The 16,398-nt window shown below is 72.2% G+C and carries 21 protein-coding genes; 14 read left to right on the top strand and 7 right to left on the bottom strand.

Annotated elements, in window-relative coordinates; genetic code table 11:
• Positions 1 to 2 precede the first annotated feature (2 nt).
• Together FVE25_RS10645 and FVE25_RS10640 are read right to left on the bottom strand one after the other, a co-directional pair.
• Positions 3 to 1,676: a VanW family protein gene (locus FVE25_RS10645; RefSeq protein WP_181019524.1), complete on the bottom strand. Its 1,674-nt coding sequence runs from the start codon at positions 1,674 to 1,676 to the stop codon at positions 3 to 5.
• Between the two features lie 190 nt (positions 1,677 to 1,866).
• Complete coding sequence (locus FVE25_RS10640) at positions 1,867 to 3,033, bottom strand: NAD(P)/FAD-dependent oxidoreductase (RefSeq protein WP_157246235.1); 1,167 nt, start codon at positions 3,031 to 3,033, stop codon at positions 1,867 to 1,869.
• A gap of 94 nt (positions 3,034 to 3,127) precedes the next feature.
• Here FVE25_RS10640 and FVE25_RS10635 point away from each other — a divergent pair, with 94 nt between their 5' ends.
• The 3 genes from FVE25_RS10635 (at position 3,128) to FVE25_RS10625 (ending at position 4,403) form a co-directional block, all read left to right on the top strand.
• Complete coding sequence (locus FVE25_RS10635) at positions 3,128 to 3,334, top strand: heavy-metal-associated domain-containing protein (RefSeq protein ID WP_157246234.1); 207 nt, start codon at positions 3,128 to 3,130, stop codon at positions 3,332 to 3,334.
• Positions 3,335 to 3,435: 101 nt separating this feature from the next.
• Positions 3,436 to 3,747 (top strand): hypothetical protein, encoded by a 312-nt coding sequence (locus FVE25_RS10630; RefSeq protein ID WP_157246233.1) that lies wholly within the window; start codon positions 3,436 to 3,438, stop codon positions 3,745 to 3,747.
• Between the two features lie 50 nt (positions 3,748 to 3,797).
• Positions 3,798 to 4,403, top strand: a complete 606-nt coding sequence (locus tag FVE25_RS10625; protein ID WP_157246232.1) for a DUF305 domain-containing protein — start codon at positions 3,798 to 3,800, stop codon at positions 4,401 to 4,403.
• 4 nt (positions 4,404 to 4,407) lie between these two features.
• Here the strand turns inward: FVE25_RS10625 and FVE25_RS10620 are convergent, their stop codons facing one another.
• The 3 genes from FVE25_RS10620 to FVE25_RS56230 all read right to left on the bottom strand — a co-directional run bounded on the left by FVE25_RS10620 (position 4,408) and on the right by FVE25_RS56230 (position 5,559).
• Complete coding sequence (locus FVE25_RS10620; protein WP_157246231.1) at positions 4,408 to 5,046, bottom strand: class I SAM-dependent methyltransferase; 639 nt, start codon at positions 5,044 to 5,046, stop codon at positions 4,408 to 4,410.
• An 81-nt stretch (positions 5,047 to 5,127) separates the two neighbouring features.
• Positions 5,128 to 5,322 (bottom strand): hypothetical protein, encoded by a 195-nt coding sequence (locus FVE25_RS10615; protein ID WP_157246230.1) that lies wholly within the window; start codon positions 5,320 to 5,322, stop codon positions 5,128 to 5,130.
• 105 nt (positions 5,323 to 5,427) lie between these two features.
• Entirely contained in the window at positions 5,428 to 5,559 is a 132-nt protein-coding gene (locus FVE25_RS56230; RefSeq protein WP_281367838.1) for a hypothetical protein, read from the bottom strand.
• A gap of 66 nt (positions 5,560 to 5,625) precedes the next feature.
• On the opposite strand from FVE25_RS56230, the gene FVE25_RS10610 reads away from it, so the two are divergent.
• The 5 genes from FVE25_RS10610 to FVE25_RS10590 all read left to right on the top strand — a co-directional run bounded on the left by FVE25_RS10610 (position 5,626) and on the right by FVE25_RS10590 (position 9,571).
• Positions 5,626 to 6,363: a hypothetical protein gene (locus tag FVE25_RS10610; RefSeq protein WP_157246229.1), complete on the top strand. Its 738-nt coding sequence runs from the start codon at positions 5,626 to 5,628 to the stop codon at positions 6,361 to 6,363.
• A gap of 93 nt (positions 6,364 to 6,456) precedes the next feature.
• Entirely contained in the window at positions 6,457 to 7,260 is an 804-nt protein-coding gene (locus FVE25_RS10605; protein WP_157246228.1) for a transporter substrate-binding domain-containing protein, read from the top strand.
• Positions 7,260 to 7,907, top strand: a complete 648-nt coding sequence (locus tag FVE25_RS10600; RefSeq protein WP_157246227.1) for an amino acid ABC transporter permease — start codon at positions 7,260 to 7,262, stop codon at positions 7,905 to 7,907. Before FVE25_RS10605 ends, FVE25_RS10600 begins: the two co-directional genes overlap by 1 nt.
• A complete protein-coding gene (locus FVE25_RS10595) occupies positions 7,904 to 8,647 on the top strand; it encodes an amino acid ABC transporter ATP-binding protein (RefSeq protein WP_157246226.1) in 744 nt (247 codons plus the stop codon). The genes FVE25_RS10600 and FVE25_RS10595 overlap by 4 nt, the downstream gene beginning before the upstream one ends.
• Positions 8,648 to 8,695: 48 nt before the next feature.
• Positions 8,696 to 9,571, top strand: coding sequence for a prolipoprotein diacylglyceryl transferase family protein (locus FVE25_RS10590; protein ID WP_157246225.1), 876 nt, complete (start codon positions 8,696 to 8,698; stop codon positions 9,569 to 9,571).
• On the opposite strand, the gene FVE25_RS10585 is transcribed toward FVE25_RS10590, so the two are convergent.
• Both FVE25_RS10585 and FVE25_RS10580 read right to left on the bottom strand, forming a co-directional pair.
• Complete coding sequence (locus FVE25_RS10585) at positions 9,558 to 10,370, bottom strand: hypothetical protein (RefSeq protein WP_246266895.1); 813 nt, start codon at positions 10,368 to 10,370, stop codon at positions 9,558 to 9,560. The two genes, FVE25_RS10590 and FVE25_RS10585, sit on opposite strands and share 14 nt — an antisense overlap.
• 179 nt (positions 10,371 to 10,549) lie before the next feature.
• Positions 10,550 to 11,173 carry a GNAT family N-acetyltransferase gene (locus FVE25_RS10580; RefSeq protein WP_157246224.1) on the bottom strand — a complete coding sequence of 208 codons (624 nt, stop codon included), beginning with the start codon at positions 11,171 to 11,173 and terminating at the stop codon, positions 10,550 to 10,552.
• A 137-nt stretch (positions 11,174 to 11,310) separates the two neighbouring features.
• On the opposite strand from FVE25_RS10580, the gene FVE25_RS10575 reads away from it, so the two are divergent.
• Genes FVE25_RS10575 through FVE25_RS10550 form a run of 6 tightly spaced genes read left to right on the top strand, consistent with a single transcriptional unit; the run spans position 11,311 to position 16,395 of the window.
• A complete protein-coding gene (locus FVE25_RS10575; protein WP_157246223.1) occupies positions 11,311 to 11,640 on the top strand; it encodes an NADH-quinone oxidoreductase subunit A in 330 nt (109 codons plus the stop codon).
• Positions 11,631 to 12,824 carry a hypothetical protein gene (locus FVE25_RS10570; RefSeq protein ID WP_157246222.1) on the top strand — a complete coding sequence of 398 codons (1,194 nt, stop codon included), beginning with the start codon at positions 11,631 to 11,633 and terminating at the stop codon, positions 12,822 to 12,824. The genes FVE25_RS10575 and FVE25_RS10570 overlap by 10 nt, the downstream gene beginning before the upstream one ends.
• A gap of 17 nt (positions 12,825 to 12,841) precedes the next feature.
• Complete coding sequence (locus FVE25_RS10565) at positions 12,842 to 13,702, top strand: NADH-quinone oxidoreductase subunit H (protein ID WP_246266893.1); 861 nt, start codon at positions 12,842 to 12,844, stop codon at positions 13,700 to 13,702.
• The gene (locus FVE25_RS10560; protein ID WP_157246220.1) at positions 13,702 to 14,193 is read left to right on the top strand and encodes an NADH-quinone oxidoreductase subunit J; all 492 of its coding nucleotides are present in this window, start codon (positions 13,702 to 13,704) and stop codon (positions 14,191 to 14,193) included. The genes FVE25_RS10565 and FVE25_RS10560 overlap by 1 nt, the downstream gene beginning before the upstream one ends.
• Positions 14,183 to 14,488, top strand: coding sequence for an NADH-quinone oxidoreductase subunit NuoK (gene nuoK / locus FVE25_RS10555; protein WP_157246219.1), 306 nt, complete (start codon positions 14,183 to 14,185; stop codon positions 14,486 to 14,488). The genes FVE25_RS10560 and nuoK overlap by 11 nt, the downstream gene beginning before the upstream one ends.
• Complete coding sequence (locus FVE25_RS10550) at positions 14,485 to 16,395, top strand: NADH-quinone oxidoreductase subunit 5 family protein (protein WP_157246218.1); 1,911 nt, start codon at positions 14,485 to 14,487, stop codon at positions 16,393 to 16,395. The genes nuoK and FVE25_RS10550 overlap by 4 nt, the downstream gene beginning before the upstream one ends.
• The last annotated feature ends 3 nt before the right edge of the window (positions 16,396 to 16,398 follow it).

Genomic DNA, 16,398 nt, shown 5'->3' with positions numbered 1-16,398 from the left:
GCTCACTCGCAGGTGAGCTTGGGTTCCGGCTGGTAGACGGTGGTGAACTTCTGCTTGCGCACGACCTTGCCGTCTTTTCCTGAGCCGGCTTTCTTGAAGATGCGCCAGACGTCGATGGTGAACCCCTCGACCCCGCTCATCGGCTGGCACTTGGGGCCCGACTCGCTCAGCGACGGGAAGCTCTTGACGTTGTAGCGGCCGGAGCTCTCCGAGGTCACCTCGTAGCGTTTGGTGCTCCAGAACTGCACGGTGATCGAGGTCGAGGTGAAGGAGGTCTTGATCAGCACGCCGTACTTGGAGTCGTTCTTCCACCGGAAGTCCGGCTGCGGGAAGGAGACCGTGGACTCGCGGCCGGCCGGATAGCGGGAGATGTAGTACATGTGCGGCATGTGCTGGACGTCCTCGAAGCCGCCGAAGAAGACCGCGTTGAACATCGTGGTGGCGAACTGCGAGACGCCGCCGCCGACGTCGTTGACGAAGCGGCCGTTGAGGATCATCGGTGCCTCGACGAAGCCGCGGGCGGTGTCCCGCTTGCCGACGATGCCGTTGAGCGAGAACGTCTCCCCGGGCTTCACCACGTAGCCGTCGATGATCCCGGCGATCGTGTGGATGTTGGTCACCCGGGGCGCGCAGCACGTGTGCTGGGTGGTGTAGGAGGAGACCTTCTCCTTGATGCCGAGCCGGCCCGCGGCCTCGGTCGTCAGGCGGGCCTGCGTCACCTTCACCGGCGCCTTGGCCGTGCGCTCACCGGCGGCCACGGCCGCGGCCACCGCCTGGCCGAGGGCCTTCACGTCGATGCCCTTGCCGTCGCGGGCCGGGACGACCTTCGGCTTGCCCGACACGATCTTGAACGTGGCGTCGCGCGGGAGCTGACTCTCCGCCACCAGCTTCTTCTCCAGGCCGACCACCACCTGCCCGGCGTCGAAGACCGGCTTCAGCTTGCCGTCGTCGCCGGTGAAGCGCAGGCCGGCGGCCAGTTCGGCGCGGGTGATCGCCGCCTCCTTGGCGCCGGAGGTCACGGTGAGGTCCGCGGCGACCGCGGTGCGCGCCGTGGTCGTGGCCAGCTCGCGCACGTCCTCGGCCGGCACCGTGGGCGGCAGGCTCTTCGTGGTCAGCTCGAGCGGGCCGCCCTCCTTCAGGAACGCCTGCCGTACGGCTTGCGCCGCCCCCGCGCGGTCCAGGGCCAGGCCCTTCTTCGGCGGACTCGTGCGCGGCTCCAGGCCCTGGTAGGAGACCACGCCCTCGCGCGGAGCGCGGTCCACGGACTTGGCCAGCTTGGCGATGCGGCCGGTCAGGGCTTGCTCGTCGACCTTGACCACCGGCTCCAGCACCCGGCTGCCGAACAGCGAGCGGAAGACCCCGGCCGGGGTCGAGGCGCCGTCCATCGCGGCCGCGACGGTGGCCGCCGCGTCCACGGACAGGCCCAGTTCCTCCGGCTTCAGCCGCGTCTTCTTGCCCGCGGCGCGCACCTCGATCGGGCGCGCGGCGTGCGGCCCCAGCTCGGCCTCCAGCCGCGAGCGCGCCTGGTCGGGGGAGAGCCCGCCGATGTCCACGCCCGCGACCTTGGTGTCCGGGGGCACGTCACCCGCGAGGGCGATCGCCGGTACGGCATAGGCCAGCACGGCCAGGCCGAGCACGGCGGTCACGATCACGATGGCGAGACGGGGTGTCGACATTTTCGGCATTCAGGTCTCTCCGGGGCATTAGGTATTCGCCGGTCTGAAGAGTACGTTGAATGACGCACCGCCGTCGCCAGACTCGTGCACCACACCTGCCTCAGTGACCGCCGGCAGGCGTCCGTCGTCCACGGCGGTGAAGGCGGGGTTGGCGGCTGCGGGACAAGTTCGGCGCATGCCAGGGATTCTACTAGGAAGCGTCGTAGATGGTCTGCCGGGGCGCACCCGCGGCCACGCCGCGCTTGAGCTTGATCAGGTCCTTGGGGGAGTTCACGGCCACCGCGCCCACGAGGACGCCGTCCCTGGAGAAGGCCACCGCGAACCGGTCCTCCTCCGGGGCGCCGGTCACCACGTCGGCCCGGTCGCCCAGGTGCGGCAGGCCCGCGGTCTGGACGCGGCTGCCGTGCACGCTGGTGGCGAAGCTGGGCACGTCCGCGAAGCCCTGAGCCTCGCGGGGGCCGGCCAGGAGGTTCCTGGCCGCCGCCGCGCCCTGCTCGTTGGCGTTGGACCAGTGCTCGATGCGGACCAGCGCGCCGCCGTACAGGGAGTGAGGCCAGCGCGCCACGTCGCCCGCGGCCACGATCTCCGCCGACCCCCGGGCGAACAGCCGCTCGTCCGCCAGCACGCCGTCGCCCACCTCCAGGCCGCTGCCGTCCAGCCACTCGGTGTTGGGTAGCACGCCCATCCCGGCCACGACCAGGTCCGCCGGGAGGGAGCGCCCGTCGTCCAGGTGGACCCGCCCTTCGTGCACCGCCCGCACGCGCACGCCCGAGATCAGCTCGACCCCGCTGCGCTCGTGCAGCCCGGCCAGCCACCGGGCGGCCGCGTCGCCGAGGCCGGCGTGCATGGGGTAGCGTCCGGCGTCGATCAGGGTCACCTTGAGGCCCAGCTCGCGGGCGGTGGAGGCGACCTCGCCGCCGATGAACCCGCCGCCGATGATCACGACGTGCTCGTGGCCGCGGGCCAGTTCCGCGCGCAGCGCGAGGGCCTCCTCCAGCGTGCGCAGGGTGTGGGCGCCGCCCTCGGGGCGGCGGGGGCGGGCGCCGGTGGCGATGACCAGGCCGTCGTAGCCGACCTCGGTCGCGTCGTCCAGCGTGAGCGTCCTGGTGGCCGGGTTCAGGCGGACGGCGTTGCGGCCGCGCAGCCAGCCGTCGCCGAGCTCCTCCGCGCCGGGCAGGAGGATGTCGTCGTCGCCGCGCAGGACGCTCTTGGACAGCGGCGGGCGGTTGTAGGGGAGGTGGGTCTCGGCGCCCACCAGGGTGATCTCGCCGTCGAAGCCCTCGCGGCGCAGGGTCTGGACGGCACGGAGCCCGGCGAGCGAGGCGCCCACGACAGTGATCTTGTTCAGGGTTCGCATGGCAGTGACCATACCCATAGGGGGTATGGGTTGCGCAAGCCATGCCGGACCTGTATACCTGTTGGGGGTATTGAGAGAAGGGAAGCACGACGAGATGAGCACGACGACGTTCGCGGTGACCGGGATGACCTGCAACGGCTGCGCCAACAAGGTGAAGGGTGAGATCGGCAAGGTTGCCGGGGTCTCACAGGTTGACGTGGAACTGGCCACCGGGCGGGTGACCGTGACCGCGGAGGGTGTGGCCGACACGCAGATCATCGACGTCGTGGAAGAGGTGGGATACGAGGCCGTCGTGGTCTGAGAACGGGGACTTTCTTGGCCTGAGGGGCCGGGTGGCTTTGCCTGCCCGGCCCCTTCGCATTGCTACTATCTTCGATAGTTATCGGGTTGGGGGTGAGCGGGATGCGGCGGTTCGGCAGATGGCTGATGCTCTTCCTGCTCGTCCTCGGGGTGTCCGGGATGCACACGCTCGGGCACAGCGCCCACGCCTCCGGCTCCGCCCACGGGGCTCCGGCCGCGACGGACTTACCGGAACTGGATCCCGGTGACGTCTGCGTCGCCGTACTGACCTCGACGGTCCTTCCGGCGCCGCCCGTCCTCGGGTGGGCGGCCGTGGCGCTTCCGCCGCGCTGGACCACCGGGGGCGTACGGCGGGCCCACGGCGTGGCCCGGGCGCCGCCCCGGCTGAGCGAACTCTCCGTGATGCGCATATAGGCCGGCCGGTTCGGTCACGCCTTCACATCACGACTTATGGGAGTTCAACCATGTTCACCAGCCGTATCGCCCTCACGGGGGTGGCCGCGCTCGCCTTCCTGACCGCCTGCGGAAGCGGGGAATCGGGTGCAGGTCACGACATGTCCGCCATGTCGAGCACGGCGCCCAGCGCCGCGCCGAGCACCCCGGCGTCGTCCGCCGCCGCGTTCAACGACGCGGACGTCATGTTCGCGCAGATGATGATCCCGCACCACCGCCAGGCCGTCGAGATGGCCGACCTGGCCGAGACCCGGGCCGCGGACAAGGAGATCAAGGAACTGGCCGCCAAGATCAAGGGCGCCCAGGACCCGGAGATCCAGACCATGGAGGGCTGGCTCAAGGAGTGGGGCAAGCCCATGCCCACCGGCGGCATGGACCACAGCATGCCCGGGATCATGTCGGAGGAGGACATGAAGAAGCTGGCGGCGGCCAAGGGCACGGCCTTCGACCGCATGTTCGCCGAGCTCATGATCGCCCACCACAACGGCGCCATCGAGATGGCACGCACCGAGCTGGAGCAGGGATCCGACCCGAGGGCCAAGGCCCTGGCCAAGGCCATCGAGTCGGCTCAGCAGGCGGAGGTCGCCCAGATGCGCAAGCTGCTGGAGCGCCTCTGACGCCTCACACCCTCTCGTAGACCGCCACGTTGAAGAAACGGCCCTCGTGGTCCCCGTCCGTGTTCGACACCGACGTGAAGCCCTTGTGGCCGTCGAACTGGGTGTGCAGCAGGCGCGCCTGCGGGCGGGAATGCGTGAGGATCAGGTGGCCGCCCGGCTCGAGGAGACCGCGCAGCCGGTCGGCCACCACGGACATGTTGCCCAGGTAGTAGAGCACTTCGCCCACGAAGATCAGGTCGTACGGCCCGCCGGCGTCGCCGGTCATGAAGTCCATGCGGATGAACCGGGCGCCCGAGCCGGTGCGCGCCGCCTGCTCGCGCGCCCGGCGCAGCGCGCGGGCGGAGATGTCGGCGCCCACGGTCGCGGCCTCCGGGAAGGCGTTCGCCGCCAGCAACGTGAACGCGCCTTCGCTGCAGCCCATGTCGAGGATGGCCCGGTATTCCGTTCCGGGCACCTGCTCCAGGGTCGCCGCGTATTTCGCGCGCTCGTAGGGATCCACCGTGACACTCCACGGATCGGGCCGCAGGTGCCACAAATCAAAGTAACTGCGCAGTACGCGGCGCTGAATGCGCGGACCGGCCATGGAAATGGCTCCGAAAAGGAGCTGATGGAGCCGGTTGGGGCGCTCCTCGGCGTCGGCCATAATCCTCCGCTTTCCCTGCGTGGCTGAGTTTTGCACTCCAACCTATGTCGCGGGTTCCGTGAACGCGGGGGGAAATATCGGTTACGGCATGCGCGGGCTGATCCGGCCCTGGTCGACCAGGGCCAAATAGACGGCGAACGCGCCCACCGCCCACATTTCCGCATGGGCGGTGGTCAAGAGGATTTCGGCGCCGTCACGGGAGATGAGTTCATATCGGCCGAACGGCCGCCGGCGCCATGCGACGAGGACGTTCTCGTAGACGAGCACGTCCAGCATCGCAGCCAGGCTCTCGCGGTCCGGAGGCGGCACGGGGCAGGTCTCCTTGCTCCCTCGCCCTGGCCTCCATTCTGCGACCTCGAAGCGGGATTACCTAGTCGTGGTTTACTGCGGCGCGGACTCGGCGCGCTCGTGCTCGCGGTCGGCCTTCTCCCGCTTGAGGACGGCACGGACCCCGAACAGGAAGGCCGCGGCCACGACGGCGGGCGGGACGAGGGCGGCGACGACTTCATACATGGACGCCAGTTTACGACCCGGAACCTGCGGTCCCTCTCGCGGTGTACAAGCTGCGGAGGTGTTGACATGAAAAGACTGCTGTTCGTGCTCTCCGCCACGCTGGTCCTGGCGGTGGGCCGGCTCGCGGCCCCGGCCGGTGCCGGCGGATGGGCGGCGACCTACCTGGACCCGCTGCCCGCGCAGTTCCGGCCCGGCGTCACCTACACCGTGGGCTTCTGGGTGCTCCAGCACGGCACCCACCCGTTCGAGGGCGACCTCGGCACGACCGGGCTGCGGCTGAGCGGCCCGGCGGGCAAGGCGCTGACCTTCGACGGCACGGCGCTGCCGGAGCCCGGGCACTACGTGACCTCGATCGTCGTGCCGGAGGGCACCTGGAAGGTCGAGGGCGTCCAGGGCTTCTTCAAGGAGCACGACGTCGGGACGCTGACCGTCCCCGGCGCGCTGAAGGTCAACCCGCCGCCCAAGGACCTGAGGGGCGACGGCAAGGACTACTGGGGCGCGATCCGGCCGCCGGGATTCCCGCCGGGCAAGGGCGGGCCGGTCCAGGATCCGGCCACGGCCGCCGCTCAGGCCGGCGGCGCCGCGGCGACGGAGAGCGCCGCTCCGGGGGCGGCTGGTTCGGCGGGCGGGGCGGGGCCGGCTTCCTGGGCGGGTCCGGGGGCGGGCCTGCCCGCCTATACGCTGCTGCCGGCGGGCCTCGGCGGGGCGGTGCTCGCCCTGCTGGTGGTACGGCTGGCGCGCCGCCACCCGAGGCACGAATCCACCGGACCTGACAAGACGGACATCATTCCCACTTCCGGCTGACCAAAAATTACCCCCCACGGGTACTTGACGGAAATGCCGGGTGGGGGGACTGTGGACCTCAGGTACCCCCCATACGGTGTCTGAGGTGGAAAGATGCACATCCTTTCCCGAACGATCCCCGTCTCCGTGCTCGTGCTCGTGGCCCTCGCCGGATGCGGCGGGGGCCAGGGCGAAAAGGACCTTTTGCAGCGCGTTAAATCCGCCGGAGTGCTCCGCGTCGCCCAGACCCAGGCCAACCCGCCGTGGAACTTCCTCGAGGCCGGCAAGCCCGCCGGCTACGACGTGGACGTCGCCAACGAACTGGCCAAGCGCCTCGGCATCGGCAAGGTCGAGTTCGTCCCGTCCAACTTCCAGAACTTCATCCCGGGCATCAAGGCCAGCCGCTTCGACGCGGTCGTCTCCGGGCAGACGATCACCGAGGAACGCGGGAAGCAGGTCGACTTCTCCCGCCCCTACCAGGTCAACGGCATCTCCATCTTCGTCTCCGGCACCTCGGCCGTGACCGGCGTGGCCGACCTCAGGGGCAAGAAGGTCGCCGTGACGGCGGGCACCACCCAGGCCGCGTTCGCCGAGAAGTCGATTCCGGACGCCGACGTCAAGACCTACGAGAACGCCACGCTCGGCCTCACCGAGGTCGGCCGCGGCCGCGCCGACGCCGCGCTGGTCTCCCGCTTCCAGGGCGCCTTCCTGGCCGAGAAGAACGGCCTGGCCGTCAAGCCGGCCGGTCCGCTGCTGGAGTCCGAGGTCAACGGCATCTCCTTCGCCAAGGGCTCGGACGGCTTCAAGCGGGCCGTGGACCAGGCGCTCGCCGACATGATCACCGACGGGACGCTCTCGGCGATCTCCCGCAAGTGGCTGGGCGGCCTGGACATGGCGGCCGAACTGGGGAGACTGTAATGGATCTCCTCGTCGACTCCTTCCCGGAACTGCTCGCCGGGCTGGCCGTCACGCTGGTGCTCGGGGTGATCTCGTTCGTGCTCGGCAGCGTGCTCGGGGGGCTGATCACGCTGGCCCGCATCTCCGGGGTCAAGGTGCTCAAGGCGGCGGCCGCCGCCTACGTCTCCGTCTTCCGCGGCACCCCGCTGCTCATCCAGATCATGATCATCTACTATGGCCTGCCGCAGATAGGGCTGGAGATTCCGCCGATCCCGTCGGCGATCATCGCCTTCACCCTCTTCAGCGCCGCCTACCTGAGCGAGAACTTCCGCGCCGGGGTGCTCGGCGTCGACCGCGGGCAGTGGGAGGCGGCGGCCTCGATGGCCATGCCGTACGGGAAGACGCTGCGGCGGATCATCTTCCCGCAGGCCATCAGGATCGCCACGCCCGCCGTCGGCGGCCGGTTCGTGGCGCTGATGAAGGACACCTCGCTCGCCTCCGCGGTGACCGTGGTGGAGCTGACCCGGGTGGCCGAGGGAATCGGCACCTCGACCTTCAGGTACATGGACGCGCTGCTGATCGTCGGGCTGCTCTACTGGCTGGTCAACACCGGCCTGCAGGTCGGCCAGCAGGCGCTGGAGCGGCGGCTGGGAAGGGCGTATTCATGACTGTCGTGCGGGTGCGCGAGCTGCGCAAGAGCTTCGGCGCCCTGCGGGTGCTGGACGGCGTCGATCTGGACGTGGCGCGCGGGGAGGTGGTCGTGGTCATGGGGCCGTCCGGGTCGGGCAAGACCACGCTGATCCGCTGCCTCAACCTCCTGGAGCAGCCCGAGTCGGGGACCGTCGAGGTGTGCGGGACCCGGGTCGACTGCGCCGCCATGCCGCGCCGGAGGACGGTGCGCGAGTTGCGGGGCCGTACGGCGATGGTCTTTCAGCAGTTCAACCTGTTCCCGCACCTGACGGCCCTGCAGAACGTGATGGAGGGACCGGTCTCGGTGCGCCGCGTGCCGCGTGAGCGGGCGGCGCGGGCGGGCTGCGCGCTGCTGGAACGCGTCGGGCTGGGGGACAAGTGCGACTGTTACCCGGCCAAGCTGTCCGGCGGGCAGAAGCAGCGGGTGGCGATCGCCCGCGCGCTGGCCATGGAACCCGAGGTCATCTTCTTCGACGAGCCCACCTCGGCGCTCGACCCGGAGCTGCACGCGGAGGTGCTGCAGGTGATGCGGGAACTGGCCGCCGAGGGCATGACGATGGTGGTGGTGACGCACGAGACCGCCTTCGCCCGGGAGGCGGCCGACCGCGTCGTCTTCGTGGACGGCGGCCGGGTGATCGAGCAGGGGCCGCCGGAGAGCTTCTTCGGCGCGCCCGGGCATCCGCGCGTGCGGGCGTTCCTGCGCGTGGTGGGCATGTGAGCGGCGGGCCGGTGGCGCTTCTTTCTACTATGATGCATAGTAATCAGGGTGGAAGAGGTCGTGGCCGTCACCTACTGGTTCGAGCCCGCCCCGGAGCCGCCCGTGCAGTCCGCGACCCTGCGGCTGACCGGGCGGCGCCTGGGCGTGCACGGCGCTCCCGGGGAGCGTGATCGGTTCATCCGGGAGGTCCGGGTCGAGGACGTGCCCGCCGGAGGCGGACCGGTCTCCGTCACCGCCACCGTCGATCAGGTCAATCCCGGCGTCTGGCACGTCGGCGCGCGGATGGTCCGCCTGGACGGGCCGTCCGGGCCGCTGCCGGTGCGGCTGGTGCATCCCGCCGCCTGGTCGTGGCGGCGCCGGCGGCTGCTGACCGGAGACCGGCGGCCGGTCAGGACCCGGCCCCCCGGGCAGGTCCGCCCGCCCGGCGTCGTCCCCCGCGGCCGGCGCGTCCTGCTGTCGGCCGGGTTCGCGGCCGGCCTCGCGCTCACCGCCGCGCTGCTGCCCGGCCTGCGCGGGGAGCCCGCCGGCGCGTATCTCGACGCCGCCGCCCCCGGCCTGCTGTACGGCGTGGCGGCCGGGCGGCTGGGATGCCTCTTGGGCGGGTGCTGCGCGGGGCGGCCCACCGGGTCCCGGTTCGGCGTGTGGGCCTCAGACCGCACGGTCGGGGTCCGGCGGTATCCGGCGCAGCTGCTCGAATCCCTGCTGGCCCTGGTCGCCGCCTCGCTGGCGCTGGCCGTCCTGGTGGTGGCCGGGCCGTACCACGGGGTGATCTTCGCCGCCGCGCTCGGGCTCTACACCACCGGACGGCAGGCCGCGCTCGCGCTGCGGGCCGATCGGCGGCCCGCCCGGCTGGCCGGTTCGGCGGTGGCCGGGCTGGCCGTGGGGCTGGCCGGGATCTACGCCTGTGCGGTCACGGGCGCTTGAAGCCGATGTGCACGTGGTCCTCGTGGACGGTGTCCGTGAACGCCCCCGCGAAGGACCACGGGCCGCCCACCTCGTCCGAGCCCTGGCTGATCGCGCGCTCCATGAGCTTCCTGACCGGATCGCCGCCCTTCACCGCGGCCGGCGCGGCCACCCGGCGGCCGTCCACGGCCCAGATGTCCACCGCGCGGCCCCTGGTGTGATTGCTGGTGGACGCCCGGCCGAACACCTTCTCCGGATGGCCGGAGACCAGGACCGTCACCGCGATCCGGTGCTCGCGGGACAGGCGCAGCAGCATGCGGAGGATCCGGTCGTCCACCCGGCCGGCCCGGATGTCCCAGCGGGCGCTGTCCGGGAGCGTGATCCTCGTGGCGGCCAGGACCTTTCTCGCCAGGAGGCTCTCCGCCGCCCCGGCCGGGGCGCGGCCGCCGAGGGAGGCCAGGGCGGTGACCTGCCAGCGCCTGCCCTGCTTCTTCAGGCGCAGGTCCAGGGTGCGGGTTCTGGTCAGCGCGCCGCCTTCGCCGGTGACGGAGAGACGGACCACCGCCATGATCGAGGCCCGGGTGGCGGTCAGGCCGCCCAGCTGCGGGTAGACGACCTGGATGCGGCCCCGGGCGGTGTCGTCCAGCAGGGGCGCGGCGTCGGCCAGCGGTGCTGCCGGGAGGCCGCGGGCGGTCAGGCGGGCCGCGTCGCCGGCCTGGCCGGGTTCGTAGGTGAACAGCGTCTCCAGGAACGTGGTCGCGGCGCGTTTGACCGGGCGGGCGGGCTCGTCGGCGGGCACGTCGTAGGGGACGGGTTTCATCGTGGGGTCCGTGCCTGGTCGTCGGGGCGTGCGGCTGCCGGGTTCGGCGGCGCTTGGGGCCGATCGCCGGGGGGATGTTGCGGTGTCCTGGGTGGCGGTTGAGGAGGGGGCCGCGGCGGGCGGGGCGCAGGCGGTCAGCGTCAGGGCCAGGGCCAGTGCTCCGCCGGCCGCCGGGATGGTCACAGGTCCAGGGCGAACGGCAGCCACGTCTTGCCTTCCGCGTCGGTGATCGGCTCCTGCGGTTTCCAGCCCAGGTTGGCGTAGAAGCGGTGGGCGGCCACGTTGCCGGCCTCGGTCTGCAGGCTCAGCCGTTCCACCCCGTGCACCCGGGCGATCTCCACGAACCCGGCCACCAGGGCGCTGCCCACCTTGGACCGGCGCAGCCCACGCTGGACCGCCACGTGGTTGAGGACGCCGGCGCGGCCGGCCGTACCCTCGGGGGCGGGGTGGCGGAAGCCGCGGGCGTAGCGCTGCGCGCGGGTGCGGACGAACCTGGCCGTCAGGTCCGGGCGGCGCAGCAGGGACGCGGCGCCCGCGCGGGCCAGCCGCCAGCGTTCCAGGTGGACGACGTGGCGGCGGTGGACGCGGGCGTCGGTGCAGCCCACCAGGAAGCCCGCCGGTTCGCCGCCGAGCTCGGCGATGAGGGCGACCGCGGCGGGGCTGGTCAGGTACGTGCGGTAGTAGCGGTTCAGGAAGCGCCGGCCCAGTTCCACGAAGAAGCCCTGGGCCAGGTCCGCCTGATGCATGTGGACGACGGTTGGCACGTCGCGCAGTTCCATGACGCGCAGCGCTGGTTGCGACATGGCCCACACGCTAGCTTAACTACGATGATTCATAGTAGATAGTGCTGGGTTAGATGTCCGGAAAATCTGACTAAGGGATGGTTGGCTGGGCTCGATCGGGGCACTACGGGCCTTAGTAGCTTGGGAGGGGGACGGGAATGCTGGGAGTGGTCGTCCTGCTCGCCGCCGGGATCGCGGGCGTCTACGGGGTCTCGCTCGTCCTCGCGCCGCGTGCCGTGCTGCGGGCCGGGCCGTACCTCTCCGGACGGCGGCCGTCCGAGCATGCGCTGTCCCGCTTCCACGTGCGGTGGTACGCCGTCACGCTCATCTTCCTCGCCTTCGACATGGAGATGGTCTTCATGTACCCGTGGGCGCTGGTCGTGGCCGAGGTGGGGGCGGTCGCGGTGGTGGAGATGTTCGTCTTTCTGGGGCTGCTCATGGTCGGGGTCGTCTACGCCTGGCGGGAGGGGGCGTTGCGGTGGGTCTGAGGGGGTGGCTGCTGCGGCGGGCCGCCTTCCGGCCGCCGTTGCTGGTGGTCGCCGGGCCGTACGGCACGCGGGTGCGGTTGCTGGTGGAGGCCGCCGGGTGGCCGATGGCGCGCTCTCCCGCGTCGGCCGGGGTGCTGGTCACGTGCGGGGCCGATGGAGCGCCGGCCGAGGCGGCCGGGGTGGTCTGGGCGGACATGGCCGGGCCTCGGGCGCGGGTGGTGCTGGGGTGTGACGCCACCGGGGCGCAGGTGCGGGTGGCGCTGGAGGGGGCTCGGGAGGCGCTCGCCGGGTGGGACGCGGGTGCCGATCCGGGCATCGGGTGGGTGCCCGCCCAGGACCATCCTGGGATGTCCGGCGAGCAGGGGCACGGCTGCGGGGCGGGGATGCCCGATGAGGATGAGCATGGCTCCGATGGTGGCCATCAGCATCACATGGGGAGCCCCGGCGGGTTGCCGATGGCCGGTCGCGGGCCCGATCGGGACGGGCTCACGCTGGACCGGCTCCACGTCCCCCTCGGCCCCGTGCTGGCCGACTGGCCGGACGGGCTGGTGGTGGAGACGGTCATGCAGGGGGACGTCGTCCAGGAGGCCCGGGTCAAGCTGCTGGACACCACCGGCTGCCGGGACGCGTGGAGCTTCTGGGACGCACCGTGGCTGGCCGCGGCGGCGGGTGAACCGGTCACCCGGGACGCCGCCGAACGCCGCAGGGCGGCGGCCCATCTCGACAGCCTTGGCCGGTTCCTGTCCGTGGCGGGCTGGCCGGCGGCCGCGGGCACCGCGCGGCACCTGCGCGACCGGCTGCTGTGGTCCGGCGGGCCGGATGCCGGGCTGGTCGCGGGTTATGCGCGGTTCGCTCGGCGGGTGGGCCGGTCGCGGGTGCTCGCCTGGATGACGCGCGGGATCGGACCGCTCGAGCCCGCGGCCGGCGGGGACGTGCTCGGCCGCGTTCACCACTGGCTGGCGGCCACGGGCGCGGCGCTGGGGCACCTCGGGGACCGCACGCCCCTGGCCGGCGACCTCGGGCCCCGCGGGCCGGTCGGGCGGGGGCGCAGCGGGTGGAGCGCCACCGCTTTGGACGCCCTGCCGGGGCTCCTGGCGGGGGCCGAGCTGGGGGCGGCCCGGCTGATCGTGGCCGCGCTGGATCCGGACCTGGCTCAGCTCTCCCCGGCGGCGGCCCATGCGTGAGGGGCGGGGTGCGCGCGGTGGGTGAGGCGGCGGGGCTGGTCGCCGGGCTGGTGGCGCTGGTGGCCGGGACGGTGGCGCTGGACAGGCGGCAGGACGTCGTGGGGCAGGTGGCGCGGGCGCTCGTCACGCAGCCGCGCCGGACGCTGCTGCCGGACCTGCTGCTGGCCAGGCTCGGCGTGATCGGGCTGCCGGTGGTCGCGGTGCTGGCGGCGCTGGTGCTGCCCGTGGGGGAGCGGGCGGTGCTGGACCTGGGCGTCGGCGTGGTGTGGTTCAACGCGATGGAGGTCGGGGCGTGGGCGGCGCTGTGGCTGGCCGGGTGGGGGGCGAATTCGGTCTTTCCGCTGGTGGGCGGCTACCGGTTCGTGGCACAGGGGCTGGCCTACGAGTTGCCGCACATGTTCGCGCTCATCACGGTGGCGCTGGGGGCGGGGTCGCTGCGGTTCGCCGACGTGGTGGCGGCTCAGGACGGGCTCTGGTTCGTGGTGTGGATGCCGGTGGCGTTCCTGGTGTACGTGGTGTCGGCGCTGGCCATGGCGTTCTGGGGGCCGATGGCCGAGCCGGTGGGGGCGGGGATCGCGGGCGGGGTGGCGGCCGAGCTGGCCGGGGCCGACCGGCTGGTGTTCTTCGCCGGGCGGTACCTGCTGCTCGTGGTGGCGGCCGGGGCGGCGGTGCCGCTGTTTCTCGGGGGCGGAGCCGGGCCCCTGCTGCCCGCCTGGGCGTGGACGCTGGTCAAGACCGTGGCCATGGTGGCGCTCCTGGCGGAGATCGGGCGCAGGATGCCGGCCGTACGGATGGATAGGTTCATGACGTTCGCGTGGATGGTGCTGATTCCGGTGTCGCTGCTGCAACTGCTGGTGGTGGGGATCGTGGTGATGTGATGGCGTTCTGGCTCCTGGCGGTGCTGGCGGTGGCGAGCGGGATCGCGGTGTTCGCGGTCGATTCGATGGCCCGCGCCACCTTCGCGTTGCTGGCCTCGCTCGTGGCGGTCGGCGGCACGTTTCTGCTGATCGACCTCGACTACCTGGGCGTGCTGATCATCCTCATGATGATCATGGAGATGCTCGTGATGGCCGTCTTCATGATCATGTACATGATGAACCCGGCCGGGCTCATGCCGATGACGATGGTGCACAACAAGCGCGGCGCCGCGGTCATCTCCGTGGCCGTCTTCGCGCTGCTGGCCGCCGGGATCTTCCTCACCGACCGGCCCGCCCGCAAGGGACCGCCCCCGCCCGACCCCACCGAGTCGCTCGGCATGGCGATCATGGGGCCGAAGATGCTGGTCATGATGGTCATCGGGCTCGCCATTCTGGCCACGATGATCTCCACGGTGGTCCTGGCCACGCATCGGGGGCGCTATGACGCTTGAGGGCTTCCTGCTGCTGGCCGCCGCGTTGTTCGCCATCGGGCTGTACGGCGCGCTGTCCCAGCAGTCGATCGTCATGCTCATGATGGGCCTCGAACTCATGATCAACGGGCTGATCGCCGCCGGGGGCGCCTTCTGGTATTACCTCGCGCCCCACACGGCCGACGGCCAGGTCCTCGTGCTGGTCGCCGTCACCGTCATGGCGCTGGAGATGGCGATGGGCTTCGCCGTCACCACCGCCATCTTCCGGGCCCGCGACGTGGACACCACCGACGACGCGGGGGACCTCAAAGGATGATCTGGATCCTGCCCGCCGCCGTGGGCGCCCTCCTTCTCCTGGTACGGCGGGCGCCGCGGGCCGTCGCCCTCACCACCGCCGCCGCGACCCTCGCGCTGGCCGTCTGGGCGGCGATCGCGCGGCCGGCCGTACGCTTCCCGCACGTCTTCATCTCCGGGTTCGCCGTGGACGGGCTGTCGGCCGTGATGGTGGTGACGGTCGCGGCGGTGGCGCTGGCCGTGCTCGTGTTCGCGGCAGGGGAACTCCGGGAGGCGCGGTTCTACGGGCTCATGCTCGTATTCGTCGGCGCCATGCTGGCCACCGTCACCGCGACCGAGCTGACCGTGCTGCTCATGGGGTGGGAAGTGATGGGCGCGATGTCGTACGCGCTCATCGGGTACTGGTGGCGCGACGACGACCGGGTGACCTCGGCCGGGGTCGCGTTCCTGACCACGCGGGCCGGGGACCTCGGGCTGTACGTGGCCGCGGGGGCGGCGCTGGCCGCCGGCGGGCGGGGACAGGGGCTGTGGCTGGACGGGCTGGCCGGGCTGCCCGCGCCGTGGCGGGACCTGGTGGCCGCCGGGGTCGTCCTCGCCGCTCTGGGGAAGTCGGCGCAGTTGCCGTTCTCGTTCTGGCTGTCGCGGGCCATGGCCGGGCCCAGCCCCGTCTCGGCGCTGCTGCACTCCGCGACCATGGTGGCCGCCGGGGCGTACCTGCTCATGCGGCTCCAGCCGCTGCTGGCCGCCACCGGATGGGCGGCGCCGGTCGCCGCCTGGGCCGGCGGGCTGACCGCGCTGCTGCTCGGCGCCGTGGCCGTGGCCCAGCGAGATCTCAAGCAGCTGCTGGCCGCCTCCACGTGCGCGCAGATCGGGCTCATGATGATGGGCTCGGTGGCGGGCGGCGCGGCACAGCTGGTCGCGCATGCCGCCGTGAAAAGCCTGCTGTTCCTGGGGGCGGGGGCGTGGCTGACCGCCCTGGGGACCAAGGATCTGGCCGAGCTGGGCGGGGCCGCCCGGCGGTACCCCGTGGTGGGGGTGAGCTTCACCGTGGGGGCGCTGGCGCTGGCCGGGGTGCCGCCGCTGTCCCTGTGGGTCACCAAGGACACCGTGCTGGCCTCCGTCGCCGGTCCGTGGCTGCACGCGGTCGGGCTGGCCGCCGGGCTGCTGTCGGCCGCCTACGCGGGCAAGGCGCTGGCGTCGGTCTGGCGCGGCGCCGGCCCGGCCGACGGGCGCCGCGCTCCGGGCGCGCGGTCCTTGGGCGCGCCTTCTCCGGGTGGGCCTTCTCCGGACGAGCTTTCTCTGGTCGCGTCTTCTCCGGTCGTGTCTTCTCCGGGTGTGCCGTCTTCAGAGGCGCTGTCTTCAGAGCCGCCGTCCGCGCCTGTGTGGACGGCGGCCTCCTTGCCGCCGCTGGCCGTGGCCGCCGCCGTTCTCGGGGTGGCCGGGGTGCCGGTCGTGTGGTCCTGGTGGTCGGCTCTGGTGGGTGATCCGGGCGCGGCCGGGGTGAGCGCGGGGGAGCTGGTCCTGTCGGGTGGGCTGGCCGTCGGTGTCCTGGCGGTGGTCCTGGTACGGCCCGGCCTCCTGATGTCCCGGCGGCCGGGCCGTACCGGAGGGTGGCTGGGGCTGGAGGCGCTGGCCAGGGCGGCGGTGTGGCGGCCGCTGATGGGGTGTGCCCGCGCCCTGGCGTGGTTCGACGACCGGGTCGTCGACGGGGCGGTCGGGGCGGTGCCCAAGGTGGGGATGGCGGCGGCCCGGGCGGCGCGAATGCCGTTCGAGGCGGGGCTGGACGGGGTGGTGAGGGCGGTGGCGGGCGCGGCGCTCCGGCTGGGGCGGCTGGCCCGGCGTCCGCAGAACGGGCAGGTGCACACGTACTTCGCCCAGGCCGCGGTCGGGCTGATCATTCTGGCCCTGGCGATCGTGCTGGTGAGGTGAGGT

Source organism: Nonomuraea typhae (assembly GCF_009760925.1).
Taxonomy (GTDB): Bacteria; Actinomycetota; Actinomycetes; order Streptosporangiales; family Streptosporangiaceae; genus Nonomuraea; species Nonomuraea typhae.
This window is presented reverse-complemented; position numbering and strand designations above follow the sequence as displayed.